The following is a 22,387-nucleotide window of genomic DNA, read 5'->3' as shown; positions in this document are numbered from 1 at the left end:
GGGGGAGTTGAGTTACGTGAAATTTGACGAGAGCAGGCCAATGGACATGGTACTCCTGGGCAGGGCCGCGATAGACCTCAATCCTGAGGATTATTACAAACCTCTCAGCAAAAGCGCGACCTTCAAGAAATACCTCGGCGGCTCGCCCGCCAATATAGCCGTGGGATTATCGCGCCTTGGAAAGAAGTGCGGGTTCTTTACGCGGGTCTCAGACGATCAGTTCGGCGATTTCGTGATAGAGACTTTCGAGTCCGAGGGTGTGGATGTATCTCGTATTCGCCGTTGCACGAACGGTGAAAAACTCGGACTCACCTTCACCGAGATTTTGAGTCCCGAAGAGAGCAGCATTCTGATGTATCGCAACCAGGCGTCAGACCTCAGCCTCTCGGTCGAGGACATTGACGCGGGATACATAGAAGGCGCGAAATGCCTGCTCATATCGGGTACTGCGCTTGCTCAGAGTCCGAGCAGGGAGGCCGCGTTGAAGGCCATGATACTCGCGAAGTGGTCATCGACCCCGATCATATTCGATATCGACTACCGAGCCTATAACTGGAAGAACTTTGACGAGCTTGGCATCTACTGCTCACTGGCCGCGTCGGAGGCGTCGATCATCCTGGGCAGCCGAGAGGAATATGACCTGACCGAGCGAATGTTATGCCCTGGAATGGATGACGCGGCCTCGGCCGCCTTTTGGCATTCCAAAAAGGCTCGTCTGGTGGTGATCAAACACGGCAAGGCAGGTTCGACGGCCTATACGAACGATGGAAACAAATATTCGATCAAACCGTTTCCAGTCAAGATGTTGAAGGGTTTTGGTGGGGGAGATGGATACGCCTCGGCATTTCTCTACGGCATATTGAATGGTATGGAGATAATCGACTGCCTGGAACTGGGCAGCGCGTCGGCGTCGCTGCTGGTGGCAAGCCACGGATGCGCGCCGAACATGCCCACGCTGAAGCAGATAACGGATTATATCGGCGATTGCAAAAGGCAGTATGGTGAAATGATCGCCAGGGCGTAATATTTACGATAAAGCGATGAGAAAGCCAAGGGCTTCAGCCGTTGAGCCGTTAGATGAAAATCGCAACGCCACCAACGAGCGGTGTTCGTTTTTGTTTCTTATCGTGTCTCTAAATTCATGTTAGACTTCTTTCATGATTACGATATCAATGCGGCGCTATCAATGCGGCGCTGAATATCCGCAGAGTCGGGGTATCGACTCTTAAGGGAGAAGACGTAAGACCCACTTCGGTTGGCTGTCTTTGTCGATCCTAGAATCACACGACTTTAGTTGTGGGAGTATGTCAACGAAGCGAAAGGAAGGATCATCGATGATGAAAGCCACGGAATTTTATATGCCTGAGGTTCTTCTTCAGGGACCGAAATGTTTGTCTTTGTTGGGAAAAGAGCTTAAAAGGCTGGGAAAGAACAAGGCTCTTCTGGTTACGGATAAATTCATGGAAAAAGCCGGTTACGCCGAGAAAGTCGGAAAAATTTTGGAGGAAGCTGGCTGTTCGTTTTCGGTGTTCAGCGATATTGGAGGCGAACCGGGAGATAAAGACGTCGTGGCCGGGCTGGAAGCGTACAGAAAGAACGGTTGCGAATTTTTGGTGGCGCTTGGTGGAGGAAGCCCGATTGACGCCGCCAAGGCCATCGGGATCCTTGAAACGAATGGCGGGAAAATAACCGACTATATGGGAGCCGGCAAGGTTCAAAAGCCGACGCTGCCCCTGATTGCCATAGCTACGACCGCAGGAACTGGTTCGGAAATGACGAAGGTCACTATTATCAATGACACCGCCAATGACGTCAAAATGCTGATCAGTTCTCCCTGGATCATCCCGACGATTGCCGTAGCCGATCCGGAACTTACCCGCTCGATGCCTCCCGGCGTCACCGCCGCTACGGGGCTGGATGCCTTCTGCCATGCTATTGAGGCGTTTGTTTCCAAACGAGAGCAACCGATAACGGATGTCGTCGCCCTAAAGGCAATCCGGCTCATCTCGGAAAACTTGCGTAAGGCTTGGTGCGACGGGGATGATATGGAGGCGCGGGCGAATATGACGCTCGCTGCTACCCTTGGAGGAATCGCCTTCAATAACTCCTCGGTAACTTTAATTCATGGCATGTCCAGACCCATAGGCGCTCTTTTCCATATCGCCCATGGAATATCCAACGCGGTGCTGCTACCGGTGTGGGCGGAATTTACTTATGTCGCGAAGCCGGAAAAATTTGCCGAAGTGGCCGCGGTTATGGGCGAAAACGTGAATGGACTGTCGACTCTCCAGGCGGCCCGGAAGGCGGTCGATGCCATCGTGGCTCTTTGCGGGGATGTGGAAATCCCTCCGATCCGCACTCTGATTCCTGACCGTGCGGAGTTTGAAAAGCATCTCGGGAAAATGGCTCATGACGCGCTAGTCAGCGGAAGTCCCGGCAACAATCCTCGTTTTGTTACGGAGGAAAAAATCATCGAACTCTACAAGAAGGCGTATTGAAAGTAGGTGCCCTGCCCGGCTTGCCTTTCCCGAAAGTGGGAGCATGAGCCTAGCGCGTTTAGGGCTCAAAGGAGATTCTTCTCAAGGGAGTGCGGGCAGTGTCTACTGTATGGAGATTTCAGGTTCATTCGTAAATAGAAAATAGAAAAAAGATCTAAACAGCATACTGCCGCCATATGAATAGGAACAAATAACCGGCGCGCGTTGAACGCCACGCCGGAAATTGCCCGATAATTCAACTAAATATTTTTTCTGACAATTCACAAGCCGAAATTCGTGAAACTTCACGCCTCGCGAGCGTAAAGCTCCAGGATTTTAAGCATTGTCGCTGTGGCCTTTTCCATCGCTTGGACGGAGATAAACTCGAAGCGCCCGTGATAGTTGTGCCCGCCGGTGAAAATGTTCGGGGTGAGGAGTCCCCGCCAGGAAAGAGCCGCTCCGTCCGTGCCGCCCCGCATAGGGGTGATCTTGGGTTTGATCCCCAGCTCGCCCATCGCCTCCAGGATCGTATTCACGATATGATCGTGTCCTTGGAGCTTGTCGGACATATTGCGGTATTGGTCTTGTAACGTCAGGGTGAAACGGTTTTCCCCGTATTTGTCCTTCATCCACTGGACAGCCTTCTCCATGAACTTTTTTCGGGCCTCGAAGTGGGGCGTGTCATGGTCGCGGATAATATACTTTAGAGTTGCGGACTCCGTGGTCCCCTGAAAACTGAGGCAGTGATAGTAACCCTCGTAACCCTCGGTGTATTCGGGAACCTCCGCTGGGGGGAAGAGTCGGTTCAGCTCTTGCCCTAAGGTAATGGCATTCAGCATCAGATTTTTGGCCGTGCCGGGATGCACCGCGCGCCCTTTGATGCTCACGCTCGCCTTCGCGGCATTGAAATTTTCGTAGCACACATCCCCCACGGGACCGCCGTCGAAGGTATAAGCGAAGTCCGCGCCAAATTTTTTGATGTCCAGGAACTTCGCCAGGTGCCCCACCTCTTCGTCGGGAGTAAAAGCGATCTTGACGTCACCGTGTTTGATCTCAGGATGCCGTAACAGATAGTCCACCCCGGCCATAATCTCCGCGATACCCGCCTTGTTGTCCGCGCCCAGAAGTGTGTTGCCGTCCGTCACCACTAGATCCTGTTCTTTGTAGTCTGCCAGGTAGGGAAAATCTTTCGGTGATAGGACAACCTCGTCCGCGCCATTGGAGGCGGACCTCAAAACAATATCGCCTCCATCGTAATTTTTCACCACCCGGGGGTTCACGTCTTTGCCCGTCACCTCCGTGGCTGTGTCCATGTGGGCGACGAAGCCGATGGCGGGGATTTTCTTTTTCTTTTCCGAGTCTGTGACATTGGACGGAAGGGTCGCCGTGACGTAGGCGTGCTCGGTGACCTCCACGTCATGGAGCCCCAAGACCTTCAGTTCTTCGCCCAGGACCTTGGCCAGCGTCAACTGTCCCGAAGTGGAGGGAACAATCGTCGCCCCATCCACGGATTGGGTGTCGTAAGTCACATATTTTAAAAAACGGTCGAGAATGGCGTACATCAGACATTGTCCCCCTTTGTGGTGTAGAGGCGCACGGCCGTGTGTCTCTACTTTTTTGACATACTCCCACGACTAAAGTTGTGGGATTCTAAGATCGACAAAGACAGCCGACTGAAATATGAAAATAGACATATGGCAAGAAACCAAATATAAAACAAACGCCGCCAACGGCGGCGTTGCGATTCTCATCTAATGGCTGAAGCTGTTGGATGAGAATCATTTTATCGTAATTCCTCCGTGAAATGACAGGCGACGAAGTGATTTGGCAAGGTTTCCTTCAGCTCCGGTGTCTTTTCTTTGCAAAGATCTTGGCAGTAACGGCATCGACCCATGAAGCGACAGCCCTCCGGCGGCGTGATCGGCGAAGGTACATCGCCCTCCAGGATGATTCGCTCCTTCTTGACGTCCAGCTTCGCCACGGGAATGGCCGATAAAAGTGCCTGCGTGTACGGGTGCAATGGCTTCACGAACAGCTCCTTATAGTTCGAGAGCTCCACGATCTTACCCAAATACATCACCGCGATCCGATCCGACACGTGCTTCACCACACTCAGGTTATGGGAGATGAAGACGTAGGTGTAATGAAATTCCTTTTGCAGATCGTTCAGCAGGTTCAGAATCTGGGCCTGTATGCAGACGTCCAGAGCCGAAACGGGCTCGTCCAGGACAATGAACTCCGGATTCAAGGCGAGAGAGCGGGCGATTCCGATGCGTTGGCGACGGCCGCCGTCCAACTCGTGAGGGTAGTTATTCTCCAGGCGCTCCGCCAGGCCCACGGTGTTCATCAGCTCGCGGACACGTTTTTTCATGGCGTTTTTGGCGGAAAAAACGCTGTTCACGATCAGAGGCTCCGCGATTAGTTCCCATACGGACAAGCGGGGATTCAAGCAGGAATAGGGATCCTGAAAGACGATCTGGACTTTTTTGCGCAGTTCCTTCATCGCGGCGTTGGAGACCTTTGTGATATCAACGTCCAAACCGGTCTTCTCGTTGTGAAGAAGCACGCTCCCTGCCGTGGCGTCCAGTAGGCGAATCAGGCAACGGCCCAGCGTCGATTTGCCGCAGCCGGATTCTCCCACCAGCCCTAAAGTTTCCCCCTTTTGGACCGCGAAGCTCACGTCGTCCACCGCGTGAAGAAGCCCGCGTTTCGTGTGGAAATATTTCTTTAACTTGTCTACTCGGAGATACGGAACATTGTCGTTCATTATGTCGCTCATTATTTTCACCGTCCCTCTACTAAGGCAGGCATGCCTGCCTTGCCTCGAATAGGGCAGGCCGCGAAATGGTCTTTTTCGACCTCGATCATGGTGGGCTTCGATCGTGAGCACTCCTCCACCGCGTAGGTACAGCGCGGGTGGAACGTGCAGCCGGTGGGTAGATCCATGGGGTCCGGCATCAAGCCAGGGATCACGTTCAGAGACTCCCGGTCCTCGTCTAGGTCGGGTACGGAGTTGAAAAGCCCTATAGTGTACGGGTGCACAGGGTTTGTGTAAAGTGCGCGTTTATCCGCGTACTCCACCACGCGCCCGGCGTACATGATCGCCACTTTGTCGCAGATATCCGCTACAATGCCCAAGTCATGGGTGATGAGGATCATGGAAGCGTCGAATTGCTGTTTCAGTTTTTTCATCAGCTCAAGAACCTGGGCCTGGATCGTCACGTCGAGGGCCGTCGTCGGCTCGTCGGCGATCAGAAGCCCCGGATCGCAGGCCAGAGCGATGGCGATCACGACGCGCTGTTTCATCCCTCCCGAAAACTGGTGTGGGTAGTCGTGCATACGCTCGCGCCGGATACCCACCAGCTCCAGCATGTCTCCGGCAAGTTTCAGGGACTCGGCGTCGTCCACGTTTCTGTGAAGTTTGATCATTTCCGCGATTTGCTTGTCCACGGTCATCACAGGGTTCAGACTCGTCATAGGGTCTTGAAAGATCATGGCGATTTTGCCGCCGCGAATTGAGCGCATCTCCGTTTCACTTTTTTCCAGTAGGTTCTCGCCCTCAAAGAAAATTTTTCCTGACCTGATGACGCCGGGGGGAGAAGGGATGAGCCGCGTGATGCCCAGCGCCGTGGTGGTTTTGCCTGCTCCGGTTTCCCCCACGAAGCCCAGAGTCTCGCCATGTCCCAGTTGCAGGTTCAGATTCTCGACAGCGTGCACCGTACCGTTGTCAGTGACGTACTGAATCGTCAAATCCTGAATATCCAAAAGAAGATTTTTATTTACGCCCATCTTTGAACACCTCCTAATAACGCGCTATCGCTTCAGCTTCGGGTCGAGCGCGTCCCGAAGTCCGTCGCCCAGGAAGTTCAGCGCAAGGATAGTGAACATGATGGCTAGGCCGGGGTAGAGGGTCAGGTGAGGGTAGTCTCGGATGTACTGACGTCCGCCCGATAGCATCGCGCCCCACTCCGGGTACGGAGGCTGGATGCCAAGTCCGATGAAGGAGAGCCCAGCCGCGTTGAGAATGGCGGAGGCGACGCCCAGAGTAGACTGGACGATGATGGGGGCCATGCTGTTGGGGATGATGTGCTTCAAAATGATACGTAGGTCGGAGCTACCCACAGCCCGGGCCGCTTCGATAAACTCCATTTCCCGGATGGAGAGCACCGAGCCCCGCACGATGCGGGCGTAGTTGGGCACGGCCGAGATCCCCACAGCAATCATCAGGTTAAAAAGCCCCGGCCCCAAGGCAGCCGCGATGGCGATGGCCAACAAAGTTTGAGGAATCGAGAGCAGCACATCCATGAACCGCATGATCCCGTTGTCGATCCACCCTCCGTAGTAACCGGCCGTCGCGCCTAGCAACCCCCCCACGACCAGGGCGATGCCCACGGCGATAAACCCAACCTGAAGCGAGATGCGCGCCCCGTAAATCAGGCGGCTCAGAATGTCGCGGCCGAACTCGTCCGTTCCCAGCAGGAAGTCCTTCGACGGCGTCTCGAACATGTGAGACAAGTTCTGTTTTCGATAAGGATAAGGTGCCAACTGGTCGGCGAAGATGGACAGAAAGACCAACAATAAAATGATAGCGAGCCCAAACATGGCCAAAGGGCTCTTACGAAGGCGGAAGAAGACCTCTCCCAGGGCGCTCCGCTTTTTCCTTCGGACGTAGACAGTATTTTGAATCGCGTCTGTCGAGTTGTTCATGGTTTTCTCTCCTCCTTACTTGTACTGTGCCTTGATGCGCGGATCGATATAGGCATACACCAAATCGACGAGGAGGTTGACCACACTGAACGCCACGGCGACGAAAAGCACCCCGCCCTGCACAACAGGATAATCGCGCATCTTGATGGACTCCACCATCAGACGCCCGACGCCGGGAATGGCGAAAATCGACTCCGTCAAGATCGCGCCGGCCAAAAGGTGTCCAAATTGGAGTCCGCAAAGGGTCACGACGGGAATCAACGCGTTGTGAAGAGCGTGAACCCAAATGACGACGGACTCTTTTTGTCCCTTGGAGCGGGCGGTTCGGATGTAGTCGGCACGAACGACCTCCAGCATCGACGAGCGCGTCATGCGGGTGATCATCGAGATAGACTGCGCGGACAAGGCCAACGATGGCAATATCATCGCTTTGAATGTGTCGAAGCCGGAGGAAGGCAGCCATCGCAGATAGACCGAGAAATAGAGAATCAGCAAAAGACCCAGCCAGAAGACCGGCATGGAAAGCCCCACCATGGCGAAAATCATCGTGATGGTATCGAAAATCGAGTATTGCTTGATAGCGGACAGGATTCCGCAGGGCAAGCCGATAAGGATCGCGATGACGATGGCGAACGCGGAGAGTTTCAACGTGGCCGGAAAAACCGTCAGAATCTCGTGCATGACGGGGCGTTTGGTGATGTAGGAGCGTCCAATGTCCCCTTGGGTGACGGCTTTGTAAATGTAGTTCCCGAACTGAAGCAGAAAGGGTTTGTCCAACCCTTCTTTAGCCCTAAATTCCTGTATTGCCCCCTCTGTAGCCATATCCCCCAGGATCATCCTAGCCGGGTCGCCCGGCGTCAGATAAAGGAGAGTGAAAACGCAGAAGGCCACGCCAATAAGCACAGGAATCAAAAACAGGACTCGGCGAATGACATAGCGAATCATCGTCTATCCTCCCTTTCACAAAAATTGAGCGATACTTCATAAAAATTGAGCGACACTGTATAGAAAACGGCAGGGGATCTCTACCCCTGCCATTTCGCGACCAACGAGGCATTTTATTATTCCGTTTTGCTTTGCGACACTCCTCTTATTCTTCGAAGTAAACTTCGCGGAAAGAATGGATTTCAGTAGCGCGAGGAATGAAGCCCTTCACGTTTTTCTGCGTGCCCGCGATCGACTCGTCATTGTGGAAGTAAATCATGGGCGTCAGCTCGTTAATGTACTCCTGTAACTCCGTATAAATTTTTTCGCACTCCTCTCCGTAGGGCGTGCCACGTCCCTTAACCAACAGTTCGTCAATCTTTGGGTCGTTCGTGAAAGTGTAGTTACTGCCGGAGTTGGATTCAAGCAGCCCGGAAATTGGCCCGTTGGGGTGAGGAATCGACGTGACCCAACCCAAGAAGAACACATCGTGCTTTTTCTCCATAAGACCATCCAAATACGCGCCCCATTCCAATACTTTGATCTCGGCTTGGATGCCGATTTCTTCGAGCTGGGCCTGAACGATTGTGGAGCTGTCGACGCGCTCTTTGCGCTCATTGGTCCAGATCTCTAATTTAAGGTCTTTCACTCCAGCCTCTTCCAAAAGTTGCTTGGCCAGTTCGACGTTCTGAACATGAAGAGGGACCTTGCTGTTGATGGAGTATGGAATTCCGTCGGGAACCAACGAACCAGGGACCTTACCCACGCCTCGGTAAGCAGCCGCCTGAATAGCAACGATATCCAAGGCTGCGGAAATCGCGTGGCGGACACGAACGTCGTCGAAAGGTTTCTTCGTCATGTTGAAGCCCATGTAAGTGGTCGAAAGCTGAGGTCTCCGGTGAAGCACCAGTCTCTCGTTCTCCTCGATGCGCTTCAGATCATTGTGCGGGATGGGATAGGCAATGTCGGCACCGCCAGACTCCAACTCAATCGTGCGGCTCGTCGGTTCGGGAACGGAACGGACCCTAAGGGTCTTGAACTTAGGTTTGGGTCCCCAGTAATCCTCAAAGCGTTCGAGAACGTACTCGCTGCCCTTCTGCCAGCTCACGAGCTTGAAGGGTCCCGTTCCCATTGGGTTCATACCAAAACTCTCGCCCGCCGATTCGACGTATTTCTTGCTGGTGATGGAACCCCAGGAGTGAGACAGGGACGCGAAGAAGTAATAGTCGGGCTCCTTCAGTCGAAGGACGACCGTGTAGTCGTCCACGATATCCACACCGTCAACGTTTTGGGAGAAAACCTTGATCTTGGCGCCCGCGTCCGTCGTGGCGCGCATAATCGTGAATTGGACGTCTTCGGCCTTCATCTCGTCGCCGTTGTGGAATTTCACGCCCTTACGGAGGTAAAATTTGATCTCCGTCGGAGAGAGGTTTTCCCACTTTTCCGCGAGACCGGGCAGGACGTTGCCTTCCTCGTCCAGGAAGATCAGTGTGTCATAAACCTCGAAGCAGGCGCGAGAGCTGGGAACGTCATTGTGTCCGATGGGGTCCATAGTAGTGGCGTCGTACTGATCGATCACGACTAACGTGTCTTTTGCCGCCGCGCCGGCAACGCCACACAGACCGACAACAAGCGCGAAAACCAACAATAGCAAACTGCACTTCTTCACAACTATCCTCTCCTTAATAAAGTATTGAACGAAAATCTTGAATATATTGTAACCCTTGTTGATTGTAACCCTTGTTGACACTATATAAGTTACCACATAAATTACCACTTAAGCGATAGCTTCCCAGCCTTGTGGTTCCGTTTGCGCCGCGGATTCTATTTCCCTTGCCTCTCTTACTTGTAGGTAAAATAAGCTATAATCAAGTATAGCATACTTTACGGATGAATTGTCCGAGTCGTTGCGCGTCTGTATTTCCATATATAGATAATATAAACAATATATAAATAATTATAGATAATATAGAAAGGGGAGTGCGCTCTTGAGCCAGTTTTTAACGGAAAGGCCCTCATGGTATCGCTTTAGACGACTGTCGGAAGCGGATTCTGTTTTTGCGTTCTTGGCGCGGAGTTTTCTCACCTCCCCCACCAATCTCTCCAATCTCTCCAACCCCTTCAATAAGAAAAATAATGAGGAAGATGAGGAAGAATATCACGCCTTGTTCTCCGGGACCCGTTTTCCATCTCTGGAGCTGTGGGAATCCTGCTATCGTGGAGAGGACAGACGGTTATCGAACAGCGTAACCCTCGACGTCGCGGCTTCGTATCGGGAGGCCGGCATCCATGTCGACGAAAAGTTGAGGCAACCCTCCGACCATATCGGCGTGGAGTGCGCTTTTTTCGCTTACCTCTGCGGCAAGGGCGACCAAGCGCAATCCCTGGGCCACGCTTTCCTTGATCGGCACCTGCGCCCTTTCGCGGTGGAGTTCGCCAACGCCCTGGAGGAAAAAACCCGCTCCCCCATTTACAAAGACTTGGCGCGCTTGCTGCGAGAATCCGTGGAGAAGATGGCGGAGAAAATGGCGGGAAACGAATGGCTCGCCGACACACCCGCTTCGCCTCTTGGGGGGGGCCAGGGGGATGACCTCACGGAAGCTGGCCTGCCTATGGGCCTTCGCTTCTTGAGAACTGAAGAGAGAACCGAGGAGCCGCGCGGCGAAGCCCCTAAGCTCCAAATTCCCATCTGCGGTATCAACAACTGTGGCGGAAAGTGCCCTTTGACCGTCGACGTGTCCGACAACTGTGTCCTGGCGATCCATCCATCGCGCCACCCAGACGCCACGAAGCCGCCTGGAATCCAAGTATGCATCAGAGGCATGTCGTACCACCAGACATTTTTGAGTGGGGCCCGATTGCGTTACCCCCTAAAACGCGCCGGGGAACGGGGCGAGGCCAAATTCAAGCGCGTCACCTGGGACGAGGCCACGGAGACCATCGCGCAAGAGACCGAGCGCATCGGAAAGCGCTATGGACCCCAGTCGCGCTATGTGAACTACTCCACCGGAGTGGCTGGCGCGGCCAGGGGAGATCTGTTTGCGAAGAACCTGCTGGCACTGGACGGAGGTTTCTTGGGCAGATACAACTCTTACAGCACGGCCTGCACGACCTTCGCCACTCCTTTCACCTATGGTACCAGCGAAACGGGAAACTGCGCGGAGGACTTGCTCAATTCCCGGCTGATTATTCTCTGGGGGCACAACCCTATGGAGAGTGTTTTCGGGTCTTCTCAAAAATTTTACCTGAGAGAGGCCAAAAAGAAGGGAATCCCTATTATCGTGGTCGACCCGCGTTTCAGTGATACCGCCTCCGAACTGGCCAGCCGTTGGATCGGGCTCAGGCCCACCACGGACGGCGCTTTGATGGACGCCATGGCCTACGTCATCTTGGACGAGGGTTTGCAGGATCAGTATTTTATGAACCGGTTCTGCTTGGGCTTCGACGAAGCGCACATGCCGGCCGGGATGGAACACTGCGAAAACTACAGGGATTACGTCTTCGGAAAGCACGGCGGAACGCCCAAAACCCCTCTGTGGGCGTCGAAAATCACCAGCGTCGGCGAGGAGACGATCCGATGGCTGGCGAGGGAGTACGCCACCGTAAAGCCGGCGGCCCTCATACAAGGCTACGGACCGCAACGAAACGGCAACGGAGAACAAATAGCCCGTGGTGGAACCTTGCTCGCCTGCCTTACGGGAAATGTGGGCGTGCCGGGAGGTTGGGCCAGCGGCAGCGGCTATATGAGGCTGCACAGACAACCCGCCATTCCGGAGATCCCCAACCCTTACAATGGAAAGATACCCGCCTTCCTATGGACAGACGCGATTATAAGGGGAACGGAGATGACCGCGCGGCATGACGGCGTGATGGGCGTGGGAAAACTGGACGCTAATATCAAAATGATCTTCAATTTAGCGGGAGATACCCTAATCAACCAACATTCCAACGTCAACCGCAGCGCGAGGATACTCCACGACACCACAATGTGCGAATTTATCGTTTGCTCGGACCTCTTTTTGACGCCCAGCGCAAAGTTCGCCGACATTCTTCTTCCCGGAACATCCCTATTCGAGGGCGAAAACCTCGGCCGCCCGTGGCTCGAAGGCGACTATATCTTGTACTGCAATCAGTCGGTGGAGCCCTTGTTCGAGTGCCGGTTTGAATACGACTGGCTGTCAGACGTCGCCCGCAAGCTGGGGTATTACGACGCCTTCACCCACGGCGGTAAGAGCGTGCGCGAGCTTTTGGAGGAGAGTTACAACGCCATCCTGGGCAACGAGCCGGACATGCCGGATTTCGAGAGGTTTCGTGAAAACGGGATCTATCGCTATAGGAAGAAACCGCATTTCATCGCTTTTGAGGAAAATGTCCGCGATCCCGAGCGTCACCCTTTCCCCACACCCAGCGGAAAGATCGAAATTTTTTCTCCTCGCCTCCACGAGAAAAACGATCCACTGCAAATTCCGGCCATTCCGAAGTACGTCCCCAGCTTCGAGGGGCCAGAAGACCCCAGAATCGAAACGTATCCTTTTCAGTTGATGGGCTGGCACACAAAAAGAAGAACCCACTCCACCCACGACAACAATCCCCACATGGACCGCTACGACCCCCATTGCGTCTGGATAAACCATCAGGATGCCGAGAAGGCCGGCGTCCAGGAAAACGATTGGGTGAATGTGTGGAACGACAGAGGCCACATCCGAATACAGGCTCATGTTACAGACCGGATTGTTTCCGGCGTCCTAGCCATTTCCCAGGGAGGCTGGTACACGCCGGACGAAAAGGGAATCGACCTTCGCGGCTGCGTCAACACCATCTCCACCTCGCGCCCGACGCCCCTCGCCAAAGGGAATCCACAGCACAGCAACCTCGTGGCTTTATCGAAGGCCGACGGTTATGCTAAAATGAGCCGAGCTGAAGTGAGTTGCACTGAAGCAAAGTCGAAAACTTGTTAGGAAAATTTACTGGAAGGAATTGATTCATTGTGAGAAAAAATCTTTGGGGCAGCGTTGTTTTAGGTATGTTCATTCTTGCCACGCCGATCGCGGTCGCCGCTCCTGCGGAACAGGGAACTACGCTTCAGGAGGCTGCGCCCCAGCTGGAGAAAAATCCCGATAAGGTTTTAGCCAAGGTTGACAATTACGAAATCAAAGAGAAAGACGTGGATCAGATTATTCAGATGGCGGGACCTCAAGGCGCGGTATACGACAACGAGCAGGGCAGGAAAGCTATCTTGGACGAACTGGTGACTATGCGCCTTTTCGCGCTTTCTGGAGAGAAGCAGGGACTCGATAAAACACCCGAATTTCAAAACGCTCTGGCGAACTTCACCACTCAGGCTTTGGCTCGGGCCGCCATTGATAAGTCTTTGAGCGACTTTATCGTCTCGGACGAGGAAAGTAAGAAATTTTACGACGAAAACCCCGATCAGTTCATGACACCCGATACGATTCACGCTCGTCATATTTTGGTCAGCGACGACGTGATCAGCGCGGACACGGTTTCGTCGATTCAAGAAGAACTGAAAAAAGGAACGTCCTTCGACGTGTTGGCGGTACAATATTCAATCGATCCTTCCGCGGCCCAGGGAGGCGGAGATTTGGGATTTTTCGCCCGAGGCGACATGGTGCCCGAATTTGAGGAAGCGGCCTTCGCGCTGAAGGAGCCGGGCGATATCTCCGAACCCGTGAAAAGCCCCTTTGGCTGGCACATTATCAAGATCGAGGAGAAACAACCATCTACGCTGATGAGCTATGACGAAATAAAACCGCAGATCCTCCAGTACCTATCCAATGAAAAGAGGACTCAGAAATACCAAGAGGTATTGGAGACGCTCAAAAAAGAGTACAAAGTGGAACTCTTCGGCACGGAGCCGGAGCCTCAATAGCTAAAAATAACTAAAAACCAACTGGATCAAGTCAGGCAGTCAGAAAGTCAGGAAGAGAAAGTCAGGAAGGGGGAACCCTTCCTGTTTTTACAATCCGTACACGTGGACCAGCATTCCATCGTGAGTATGTTCTTCCTGAAACAGCCGGTCATACCATGTCTTGCTGTCGTCCTCATCCAGGATGATGAGATAAACCTCGTGAGCTTGGCGCGGTTTCGCGTAAGAAGTCACTCGGACAACTCCGTTGTGAACGATGGCCGCGTGGGATTTAGTAACGTCGAAGAGGCAAATTTCAACTACGAACCGCTCTTCGCGTCGTTCCCCGCTTTCCAAAGCATAGCCCCACCCCACGCTGATATCCACTCGCCCGGTCGAAAGGGCGTAGTCGCATTCCATGCGCCCGCGGTCACCTAGAACATAGTGTAGAAACGTATGTAACAAAATCTGAGCTAAAATGCCCTCCAGCTCGTATCGGCGTCCCCACGCCAGAAAATGGTCGCAGTAAAGCTTCTGGTAAACGTGGATAATGTTCTGAAAATCGAGCCGTCTGTCAGGCTTGAGAAATTGGTTACGATCAACGATGTGCACCAGTTCGTCTTTCAGGCTCATTCCCATCACTTTAGGAATAATCTCTCGGTAAATGGCATTGGGAATGCCCCAACCCGTGGCGGATCTCTTGATCAGCTCCAGGTCTTCCAAGTAGTCCAGGTCTTCTTGTGAAGGTTTTTTCTTCCATCCGCCTCCGACCAGAATAGGGAACAGCGTCTCGCGAACACTGGGGGGGGTGAGCTTTACTGTCAATTGGTTCATGTAGATTTCCTGCCGGGCGATGAAGTGATCTTTTGCTGCGTCAATCATGCCGAAGGTGATGGGCCTCGAAACATCCCTGCCGAACCCCATCTCGTAAATCGCCTCGCCAAGGATCGCGTTCACCAACCAGGGGCGTCCTCCAGTCAAAGCGAAAAGCCGCGGATAGGCATTTTCTTGAAAAACCTGCCGCGATTCCGCCGTGTATTGCTCGCACAACTCTTTGATTTCGTTCTGGGTAAAATTGTTAAGGACAATGGAACGTTCGCGGATATCCGATCCGCTTCTACCAAGGAGAGTCTCGTTGTTGCCGATATCAATGTCGATGTCCCGAACGTCTCGAACGCCGCTCAAAATCACGGATTGAGGAAACAAACGCGGGCTGGTGATCTGCCCCGTACGGAGTTGCCGCAAGACGGAGGTCAGGGTTTCGCCGCGCAAAAGGTCGATACCGTCCAATAACAATACGATAGGAGGCTTGGGAGGTTGTTCTTTGTATAGCCATCGCTCGAAAAGAGTGACCAACGCGCCGTCCGCTCCCGTATGTTCCAGTATAGACGCGAAGTTCTGATACGGCCAAAAGTCTTGGAATTCAAATTCCACTTCTTGAGCGATCCGGCTCAACACCAATCTTATGCCGCGCTCCGTGTTGTTACCCGCCACCTGCGCCGCCTCCACGTTGCAGTAAAGGCAGCGGTATTTCCCTTCTTGGTTGAGCTTTTTTTTGAGAGCCAGTAAAAAAGTGGTTTTTCCGGATTGACGAGATGAGCAGACAGAAAAATTTTGCCCTCTAGTAATGAGGGTTTCGATTGATTGATACTCTATCCGTTTCAATGGATCCAAGCTGAAGTTCTCCGATTCTCTATTGGGACCCGCGATATTGAAATGCCTCATCTTCCCTTCTTACTCCTCTCAGTGAATAATATTTTTATTATAACCTTAAAAACCCCGATGAAACGAGCGGAGGAAAATTCACGTAGTCTCGTAAGCCGGTCATAAATACTCATTGCCGCAGTGGAGTGGGCAGGAGTGGGCAATGGTGGAGTGGGCAATGTGGGCAATGGATGAAAGGTTTGTCGAAAGAAAATCGAGAAAAACTTTTGCAGAAAAAATTTTATGGGCTTGAAAAATCAAAACAAGTTTTGTAAAGTATATCATTATAGTGATCGATAAGAAGGTGGAAAAATCTATGCGTCTAGTCAAGGTTTGTTTCTTGCGTTATACTGCGTGGTAGTGTATGGTTTATTTTTATCTGTGTATTTAATCCTTAGGCGGTGATTGCGTTGGACAGGCACCGGATCGACGAGTTAGGCATCAGTTATGTAGAAAAGCTCTCGCTTTACGAGGAGTATTCCTCGCGTATTCGTAATTTGGTTCAAGATTTGGTAGAGCGGGAGGATATCGAAATATGCAGTATCGACGGTTGGGCCAAGGCTCCTGCCGAGTTAGTGAAGTCGCTGAATGCCCATTATGAGGGAAATGAAGCGTCAGGACTCGATTCGATATCGGATTTGGTGACGGTGCGGGTGCTTTTACGGTTCCCGGAGGACGTTCACAAAGTGGAGGAGATCGTTTGCTCAGAGTTCGAGGTGGATCTCGAACACTCCATTCCTTCCAGTGGCTTGGAGGACCCTTTCCGGTTTGGTTATCCCGCCGTACTCTACACCTTGGCTCTTTCGGGGAGCCGGACGTCATTGCGGGAATGGCGTAAATATGAGGGTCTTTCTTTTCGACTGGAACTTCGCACAGTGTTGCAGGAGGCATGGGCTACTATTTCTCCCCGGGTTAATATGAACGTGGATTCCGTTTCCGAGAAAAAGCTCAAACGAAAGCTGGTTCGATTGGCGGCTCTTCTCGAGGAGGCGGACGAGGGATTCTTATCGTTATGGGAAGAAGTGAGAGATGTGGCCGTTCTGGTCCCCCCCACTTCAGAGCCGGAAATCTCCAGGGACGGGATGGTGTCTGCGGAGCGCATTTATTCGGAGGATGAACTTTACATATTTTTCAACGAGAGCGACAACACTCTCAGTAAATGGGGTTCTACGGCTATCAAGGCGGGATTCCCGATCTTTGTGCCGTCTCCCAACTACCTCAAGGAAAGTTTCCAGTTTCTGTACAGGGTATTTCGCGCGGCGGGCATCGATACCATCTCCGAGGTGGAGAAATTTCTGGCGGAATTGGAAGAAGAAGACCGTGGGCTTTTGCAGTTACGGGCGATTCATGGAGCTTTTGAAAAAGAAAGCGGTGCGTGGCGGGTGGACGCTTTTTCCGCGTTGTTCCTTTTAGTTTTGAACTTGAAGTGGGATGTGTTGAAAGGGAAAGATCTCGTGCAGTTGGAGATCAAGCGCGGCTCCGACCGCATCAGCGGTTTAGAGCATTAAGCCACCCGCTTTAGAGATTGTGAGAGAATGTGAAGTCGAGAGCGTAGTGCGCAATCGAAGAGGGGAGCTTAGGCTCTCCTTTTTTATGCGTCGCGTTATAGTAAAATGGAGACGTCGCTTTTCCGCGACATTTCAATTAGAACTATTACTTGTTTTAGAACTATTGCTTGTTGGTGGGTAATGATTTTCGATTCGATCCGACCATTTCAGGAGGGGTGCATTATGAGGAGTGCAATACTTTGGATGACCGTTTCCTATTTCATCGGGTCTATCCCGACAGGGTATCTTGTAGTACGGTTGATAAAGGGCGTGGATATTCGCAAAGTCGGATCGGGAAGCATCGGGGCCACAAACGTGCGGCGCGTTATGGGGCATGGATGGGCCGTTTTTGTGTCCATTGTCGATATGCTGAAAGGTTCTTTGGCTCTTCTTGTCACGGCGACCACGGCGACCATGTCCCCCACGCTTCTCTCCTTGGCCGGATTCGCCGCGGTGATGGGCCATAACTATCCCCTTTGGCTAAAGTTTAAAGGAGGCAAGGGTGTGTCGACAACTTACGGCGTGGTGTTTTTCTTACAACCCTACGAATCTTTCGCCGTCACACTGATGAGCGGGGCGATTTGGTACGCCGTCATGACAACGACGCGTTACGTATCCCTAGCGTCGATCATCTCCTTGTTGGCCTTGCCCGTATTTTTCTGGATGCTGGACGTTCCCGTTCCTTTTATTTTGGTTTCGTTCGCCCTGGCCGTTTTCGCTCTCTACCGCCACAGCGAGAACATCACGCGCCTGAGTCAGGGGCGCGAAAACAAGGTCTGAGCGTTTTGTAGTGAATTAAAGTAAAAGGTCTGATGAAGAAAGGTCTGATGAAGAAACGAAGCGAATCGCGTTGATCGCTTCGTCTGTTGGTTAGTTGTCTGCTTATAAAGTTAGCACAGTAAAAAGCGCCTCTATCTAATATCGTGGCGCTCATTGTGGTGCCCTAATATTGTGGGCCTAAGTCGACTGTATGGGCATTGGATAGCTCCAAATTTGTGGGAGAATTTAGAATATGCTTATTAATACTGCAAACGACCTCATTACCTCATGGCAGGAAACGAGAACTGGATTCATAGAATTTGCTCTGGAGAAAAACAGGCGTTCTAAATCGTTTATTGAAAGCGCGAAAGCGTTTCGGTATTTTGCTTCAAAAGCCAGAACACCTGCCGCGTTACTTACGATTGCAGAAATCCGCGAGCCATTATTAACGGCTTCGGGGTTATCGGATAAGTCATTGCGTTATTTCACCGAAGCCGACAAAGACAACGCGATAAACGCCTTGATAAAGAATTTTCTCGAACCGGCGGGAGATGACTTTATTGATGAAGTAGTGTATCGCTACTTGCTTATCAAAGGCGATACTTTGGGTGGTAGTATGCGTAATGTAATAGGTGCGTTGGCACAGCAAAAGCTGATACGTTCATTGTTATCTGTCATGTCGTTGAACGATATGGATTACAAGTGGCTTTCCAGTGGGAGTAAAATATGGAAAACAAAACCGAAAGATGATTATGAGATTGAAAACAAGATGAAAGCGATTTCTTGGAGAAATCTCAGCGGGTTTCGCACGTTTGCTTTCAATCTCACTATTCCAGTTGTCAGCAAGAACATTGATCTGTGCCTATTTTCGTGTTCAACGGAAGAATACGCACTTGGTAGGATAGTAACAAATGCAAACGCTCCAATTATGTTTGGAGAATTAAAAGGCGGCATTGATCCTGCTGGCGCTGATGAGCATTGGAAAACTGCAAACACAGCTCTAAACCGTATTAGAGCTTCATTTTCAAACCGAAGAAACAGTTTGCTGACTTCTTTTATTGGAGCGGCAATCGAACAAAGTATGGCTTCGGAAATATTTACTCAACTTCAAGACGAAACGCTGTCATATGCGGCAAATCTTACTAAGACGGAACAAATATACGAATACTGCAAATGGTTACTTTTTTTATAAAAGGAGTCACGATTATGCCTGCCCCTACAACGAAGCAACTACGTCTGTTTAACATAGACAGATTTTCCGATAGCGATGCTATCGCCTCAAATAACGGAAAGTGGAGTATCAATCAATTTTCCGCGGAAGGGCTATGCCCCGAAGCAGAACGCCAATCATTGGAGCGAAAATTCCTCCCCCTAACTCAAATAACTAGTGACTTCAACCGTCAATCTGTCAGTTATCAGATGAGTAAAAAAGATTGTCTTCATCGTTGGCTGAAATATAAAGAAGGATTTTCCGCCGACTTGGTGGAACAGCTCTTGGACGAGATGGGCATCAAGCAAGGAGATACGATACTCGACCCATTTTTGGGTTCTGGCACTACGTCGTTAGTAGCACAGATGCGCGGCATAAATAGCATTGGCTTTGATATTATGCCGATGTTAAACATAGCTATTAAAGCTAAGGCAAATGTGGCAAACTACGATTTACGCGAACTCTCAAGTTTCTTGCATTATATTATCTCAATAAAAAGACCTTCCGGCTATAATAAAAGAGTAAACTCTGTCTACGTTACAAAAAATGCGTATGCTATTGAAACCGAAATGGATATTGCTTTTTTTACTGACGCCATTAACGACTCGCATTTTTCCGAACATGCGAAAACCCTCGGTATCTTGTGTGTGCTAAACTCTTTAGAACATGTTAGTTTTACTGCCAAGGACGGGCAATATTTAAGATGGGATGAGCGTTCAACTAAAATCATCGAAGCGAATATCACCCGACAAGCGGCAGGCAGACCTCCTTTCAAGATTATTCTGAATAAAGGCGAATTGCCCCAATTGAAAGACGCAATCATTGAACAACTAAAACAAGCGATAGACGATGTTCACTATCTTCAAAATAATTCGTCGCCGCTTTTAAGCAAAGCAAAGATCTCGTTCACACAAGGAAGCTCGCTTCTCGAATTACCCCGATTGGATAATAATACAATCCACGGGGTTATTACTTCGCCCCCTTACTGTAACCGTTACGACTATACGCGTATCTACGCTTTGGAATTAGCTTATCTTGGAGTTGGCGAAATAGAGATTAGGAAGATACGGCAAGACTTGCTTTCTTGCACGGTAGAAAGCAAGCCTAAAATAGAGTTTCTTTCCGAATACTATCGCTCAATCGGCAAACAATATGATTATGACGAGATAATGTCAATCATCAACTCTAACGAGGTTCTGAACGAAGTTCTTTATGCGCTCACGAAAAGAAACGAGCGCGGCGACATTAACAATAAAGGTGTTCTGCCTATGGTCAAAGGATATTTTGAAGAATTGACCTTTATCTTCTACGAGTTGTTCAGAATATGTAGAAAGGGGGCACAGGTAGCATTCGTGAACGATAATGTAAGATACGCGGGTGAAGTTATTCCTGTTGATTTTTTATCGACTGCAATAGCCGAACGTATTGGCTTCAGGCCAATTAAAATCTATACACTTAAACAACAAAAGGGTAATAGCAGTCAACAAATGGCAAAGTTCGGCCGGGTTCCCTTAAGGAAAAGCATAACTATTTGGGAAAAATGATTTGAGAATACGTTGAGACTCCAGGATATCCGCCTCCTTCATTGATGCCCGCCGAGAGATTTAATAGATTTCATCTTACCCGCAAAGGACGGTGAGACGCGCGTGGACGCAGCAGCAAGTATCAGCTTGCCTCTCTCGTATTCAATCCAGAGATACAGCAATGATACAAATACTTTTCAGGAGCTATTCGATTTTGGTTAGAGACGCGTATTTGTTGCTTCTTTCCTCTTGTGATTATGCGAAAAATTCATATAATGGTATTACTATATTTAATTTACGACACTGAGGGAGCGTCTTGACTTGAATGGATAATTCAAATGGATAATTCAAATGGACAATTCAATGGGTAGTTCGGCGGGACAGTCGATAGGCGCGAACATCAAAGCCAAACGCCGTGCCCTGGGTTTGAAGCAAGAAGACCTGGCAAACAAATTAGGTTGGACCCAAGCGAACGTAAGCCGGGTCGAATCCCGCACCAAAGGACCTAGCGCGGAGGCTCTGTTAGCCGTGGCCGAGGCTCTGGGCTGCGACGTTCGCGAGCTTCTAGGTGTGGAGACGAGTGAACGTCTGGTGCAGGGTTTAGACAACGAAGCAAAGACCTTCGTTTTGAAGACGATGGAAAGCGATCCTCAGTTCGGGCTGTACCTGCGCAGTTTCGTCAAAGAATCCAAGGATTTGACGGATAAGGATTGGAAATTTCTGGCAATCCATCTGAAATTAGCATTAGGTTACGCCAACGACGCCATCAAGTCTAAGCGGCTGCATGGCAATTTTTGAAGAAGGTTTTTCGTGTGCGTACCCTTAAAATCCGTCCCTTCAAGAGTGCTTCCAATAGGCAGTCTCCTGAATGGACGGAGTACTTCGATAACTTTTGAGCCGCTTTGCCTCAAGTCACTTTAAGTTAAATCACTTTAAGTTAAAGGGCTTTAAAAATTTATCAGCTTCGATTTTTCTGCCACGGGCATCCTCTACCGGAACCTTGGCAAAGGTCCAACCTTCCACCTTGGACGGGTCGGCTCCAGCTTCAAGAAAAATATCCGGGTTGAGGACAAACACGATATCTTTGTCATTCTTGCTCACGTCCTTGGCCCACTCGAAAAGAGTGCCCTCGGAGAAGGTGATGCCGTAGTGGTCCAGCGCCGCGTGATAGCCGATGGAATCCCGGTCGAGCTTCACGATCTGCTCGAAAGACGCGGCGGGCGTTACCTCTCTTTCGTAGACCAAGGGCTCCAGAGACAGCTTTCTTCCCAACACGATCTCGTCGCCGGACACGAGCCCCTCCGGCAGCTTGCTCAGGTCCAGCCCGGCGTCCACGAAGGGCTTCGCGTCGAACCAGATATAGGCGTCGTAAGCACGGGTGTCGCAAATACGAGGGTCATGGATACTCGCGTTATGGGCATGAATGTCTTCCGCGTCCCGCCGCCAGGCGAAGCGCGCGGAACCGTCCGGGGCGGTCAGTATCCACACTTCGTTGCCCTCGTCGACCTCCGCTGGTGAGGGCAGCGCCTCCAGCATCGCCGAAAACGACGTGACTGCGCTCTGTCCGACAATGTCCGTATTGAAGAATGCCGCTTCCACACCTCCGGCCAGCATAGCCAACAAGCCCACTAAAAAAACTAAAACCAAAAATTTCTTTATCATGCTATGTT

General features: G+C 51.1%; 17 protein-coding genes. 9 read left to right on the top strand and 8 right to left on the bottom strand.

Annotation, left to right across the window (positions count from 1 at the left end; genetic code table 11):
* Positions 1–16: 16 nt before the first annotated feature.
* A complete protein-coding gene (gene iolC, locus LBJ36_05355) occupies positions 17–1,024 on the top strand; it encodes a 5-dehydro-2-deoxygluconokinase (GenBank protein MDR1378460.1) in 1,008 nt (335 codons plus the stop codon).
* Positions 1,025–1,334: 310 nt separating this feature from the next.
* Complete coding sequence (locus LBJ36_05350; GenBank protein ID MDR1378459.1) at positions 1,335–2,498, top strand: iron-containing alcohol dehydrogenase; 1,164 nt, start codon at positions 1,335–1,337, stop codon at positions 2,496–2,498.
* A gap of 284 nt (positions 2,499–2,782) precedes the next feature.
* On the opposite strand, the gene pepT is transcribed toward LBJ36_05350, so the two are convergent.
* The 6 genes from pepT to LBJ36_05320 form a co-directional block, all read right to left on the bottom strand.
* Positions 2,783–4,039 (bottom strand): peptidase T, encoded by a 1,257-nt coding sequence (gene pepT, locus LBJ36_05345; GenBank protein ID MDR1378458.1) that lies wholly within the window; start codon positions 4,037–4,039, stop codon positions 2,783–2,785.
* A gap of 221 nt (positions 4,040–4,260) precedes the next feature.
* A complete protein-coding gene (locus LBJ36_05340; protein MDR1378457.1) occupies positions 4,261–5,244 on the bottom strand; it encodes an ATP-binding cassette domain-containing protein in 984 nt (327 codons plus the stop codon).
* A gap of 17 nt (positions 5,245–5,261) precedes the next feature.
* Positions 5,262–6,266: an ABC transporter ATP-binding protein gene (locus LBJ36_05335; protein MDR1378456.1), complete on the bottom strand. Its 1,005-nt coding sequence runs from the start codon at positions 6,264–6,266 to the stop codon at positions 5,262–5,264.
* Between the two features lie 24 nt (positions 6,267–6,290).
* Complete coding sequence (locus LBJ36_05330) at positions 6,291–7,184, bottom strand: ABC transporter permease (GenBank protein ID MDR1378455.1); 894 nt, start codon at positions 7,182–7,184, stop codon at positions 6,291–6,293.
* Between the two features lie 15 nt (positions 7,185–7,199).
* A complete protein-coding gene (locus LBJ36_05325; GenBank protein MDR1378454.1) occupies positions 7,200–8,129 on the bottom strand; it encodes an ABC transporter permease in 930 nt (309 codons plus the stop codon).
* A gap of 145 nt (positions 8,130–8,274) precedes the next feature.
* Entirely contained in the window at positions 8,275–9,777 is a 1,503-nt protein-coding gene (locus LBJ36_05320) for an ABC transporter substrate-binding protein (protein MDR1378453.1), read from the bottom strand.
* 319 nt (positions 9,778–10,096) lie between these two features.
* On the opposite strand from LBJ36_05320, the gene LBJ36_05315 reads away from it, so the two are divergent.
* Together LBJ36_05315 and LBJ36_05310 are read left to right on the top strand one after the other, a co-directional pair.
* A complete protein-coding gene (locus LBJ36_05315; protein ID MDR1378452.1) occupies positions 10,097–13,066 on the top strand; it encodes a molybdopterin-dependent oxidoreductase in 2,970 nt (989 codons plus the stop codon).
* Between the two features lie 29 nt (positions 13,067–13,095).
* Positions 13,096–13,998 carry a peptidylprolyl isomerase gene (locus LBJ36_05310; GenBank protein MDR1378451.1) on the top strand — a complete coding sequence of 301 codons (903 nt, stop codon included), beginning with the start codon at positions 13,096–13,098 and terminating at the stop codon, positions 13,996–13,998.
* A gap of 87 nt (positions 13,999–14,085) precedes the next feature.
* Here the strand turns inward: LBJ36_05310 and LBJ36_05305 are convergent, their stop codons facing one another.
* Positions 14,086–15,699: a hypothetical protein gene (locus tag LBJ36_05305; protein MDR1378450.1), complete on the bottom strand. Its 1,614-nt coding sequence runs from the start codon at positions 15,697–15,699 to the stop codon at positions 14,086–14,088.
* A gap of 389 nt (positions 15,700–16,088) precedes the next feature.
* On the opposite strand from LBJ36_05305, the gene LBJ36_05300 reads away from it, so the two are divergent.
* The 5 genes from LBJ36_05300 (at position 16,089) to LBJ36_05280 (ending at position 21,515) form a co-directional block, all read left to right on the top strand.
* On the top strand, positions 16,089–17,186 hold the full coding sequence (locus tag LBJ36_05300; protein MDR1378449.1) for a RelA/SpoT domain-containing protein: 1,098 nt from the start codon (positions 16,089–16,091) through the stop codon (positions 17,184–17,186).
* A 222-nt stretch (positions 17,187–17,408) separates the two neighbouring features.
* Positions 17,409–18,005 (top strand): glycerol-3-phosphate 1-O-acyltransferase PlsY, encoded by a 597-nt coding sequence (plsY, locus tag LBJ36_05295; GenBank protein MDR1378448.1) that lies wholly within the window; start codon positions 17,409–17,411, stop codon positions 18,003–18,005.
* Between the two features lie 232 nt (positions 18,006–18,237).
* A complete protein-coding gene (locus LBJ36_05290; GenBank protein ID MDR1378447.1) occupies positions 18,238–19,176 on the top strand; it encodes a hypothetical protein in 939 nt (312 codons plus the stop codon).
* Positions 19,177–19,190: 14 nt separating this feature from the next.
* Entirely contained in the window at positions 19,191–20,738 is a 1,548-nt protein-coding gene (locus tag LBJ36_05285) for a site-specific DNA-methyltransferase (protein MDR1378446.1), read from the top strand.
* A gap of 330 nt (positions 20,739–21,068) precedes the next feature.
* Positions 21,069–21,515, top strand: coding sequence for a helix-turn-helix transcriptional regulator (locus LBJ36_05280; protein ID MDR1378445.1), 447 nt, complete (start codon positions 21,069–21,071; stop codon positions 21,513–21,515).
* A gap of 129 nt (positions 21,516–21,644) precedes the next feature.
* Here the strand turns inward: LBJ36_05280 and LBJ36_05275 are convergent, their stop codons facing one another.
* Positions 21,645–22,379: a hypothetical protein gene (locus tag LBJ36_05275; protein MDR1378444.1), complete on the bottom strand. Its 735-nt coding sequence runs from the start codon at positions 22,377–22,379 to the stop codon at positions 21,645–21,647.
* Between the last annotated feature and the right edge of the window lie 8 nt (positions 22,380–22,387).

Source organism: Synergistaceae bacterium (assembly GCA_031267575.1).
GTDB lineage: Bacteria > Synergistota > Synergistia > Synergistales > Aminobacteriaceae > JAIRYN01.
Note: the sequence above shows the minus strand (reverse complement) of the source record. Positions and strands in the feature narration are given on the sequence as shown.

Coding starts and splice junctions, on each gene's coding strand:
- LBJ36_05330 (MDR1378455.1), bottom strand. CDS start 7,184: ATGAACAACTCGACAGACGCGATTCAAAATACTGTCTACGTCCGAAGG.
- LBJ36_05280 (MDR1378445.1), top strand. CDS start 21,069: ATGGACAATTCAATGGGTAGTTCGGCGGGACAGTCGATAGGCGCGAAC.
- LBJ36_05290 (MDR1378447.1), top strand. CDS start 18,238: ATGCTTATTAATACTGCAAACGACCTCATTACCTCATGGCAGGAAACG.
- LBJ36_05335 (MDR1378456.1), bottom strand. CDS start 6,266: ATGGGCGTAAATAAAAATCTTCTTTTGGATATTCAGGATTTGACGATT.
- LBJ36_05285 (MDR1378446.1), top strand. CDS start 19,191: ATGCCTGCCCCTACAACGAAGCAACTACGTCTGTTTAACATAGACAGA.
- LBJ36_05350 (MDR1378459.1), top strand. CDS start 1,335: ATGATGAAAGCCACGGAATTTTATATGCCTGAGGTTCTTCTTCAGGGA.
- LBJ36_05340 (MDR1378457.1), bottom strand. CDS start 5,244: ATGAACGACAATGTTCCGTATCTCCGAGTAGACAAGTTAAAGAAATAT.
- plsY (MDR1378448.1), top strand. CDS start 17,409: ATGAGGAGTGCAATACTTTGGATGACCGTTTCCTATTTCATCGGGTCT.
- LBJ36_05305 (MDR1378450.1), bottom strand. CDS start 15,699: ATGAGGCATTTCAATATCGCGGGTCCCAATAGAGAATCGGAGAACTTC.
- pepT (MDR1378458.1), bottom strand. CDS start 4,039: ATGTACGCCATTCTCGACCGTTTTTTAAAATATGTGACTTACGACACC.
- LBJ36_05275 (MDR1378444.1), bottom strand. CDS start 22,379: ATGATAAAGAAATTTTTGGTTTTAGTTTTTTTAGTGGGCTTGTTGGCT.
- LBJ36_05325 (MDR1378454.1), bottom strand. CDS start 8,129: ATGATTCGCTATGTCATTCGCCGAGTCCTGTTTTTGATTCCTGTGCTT.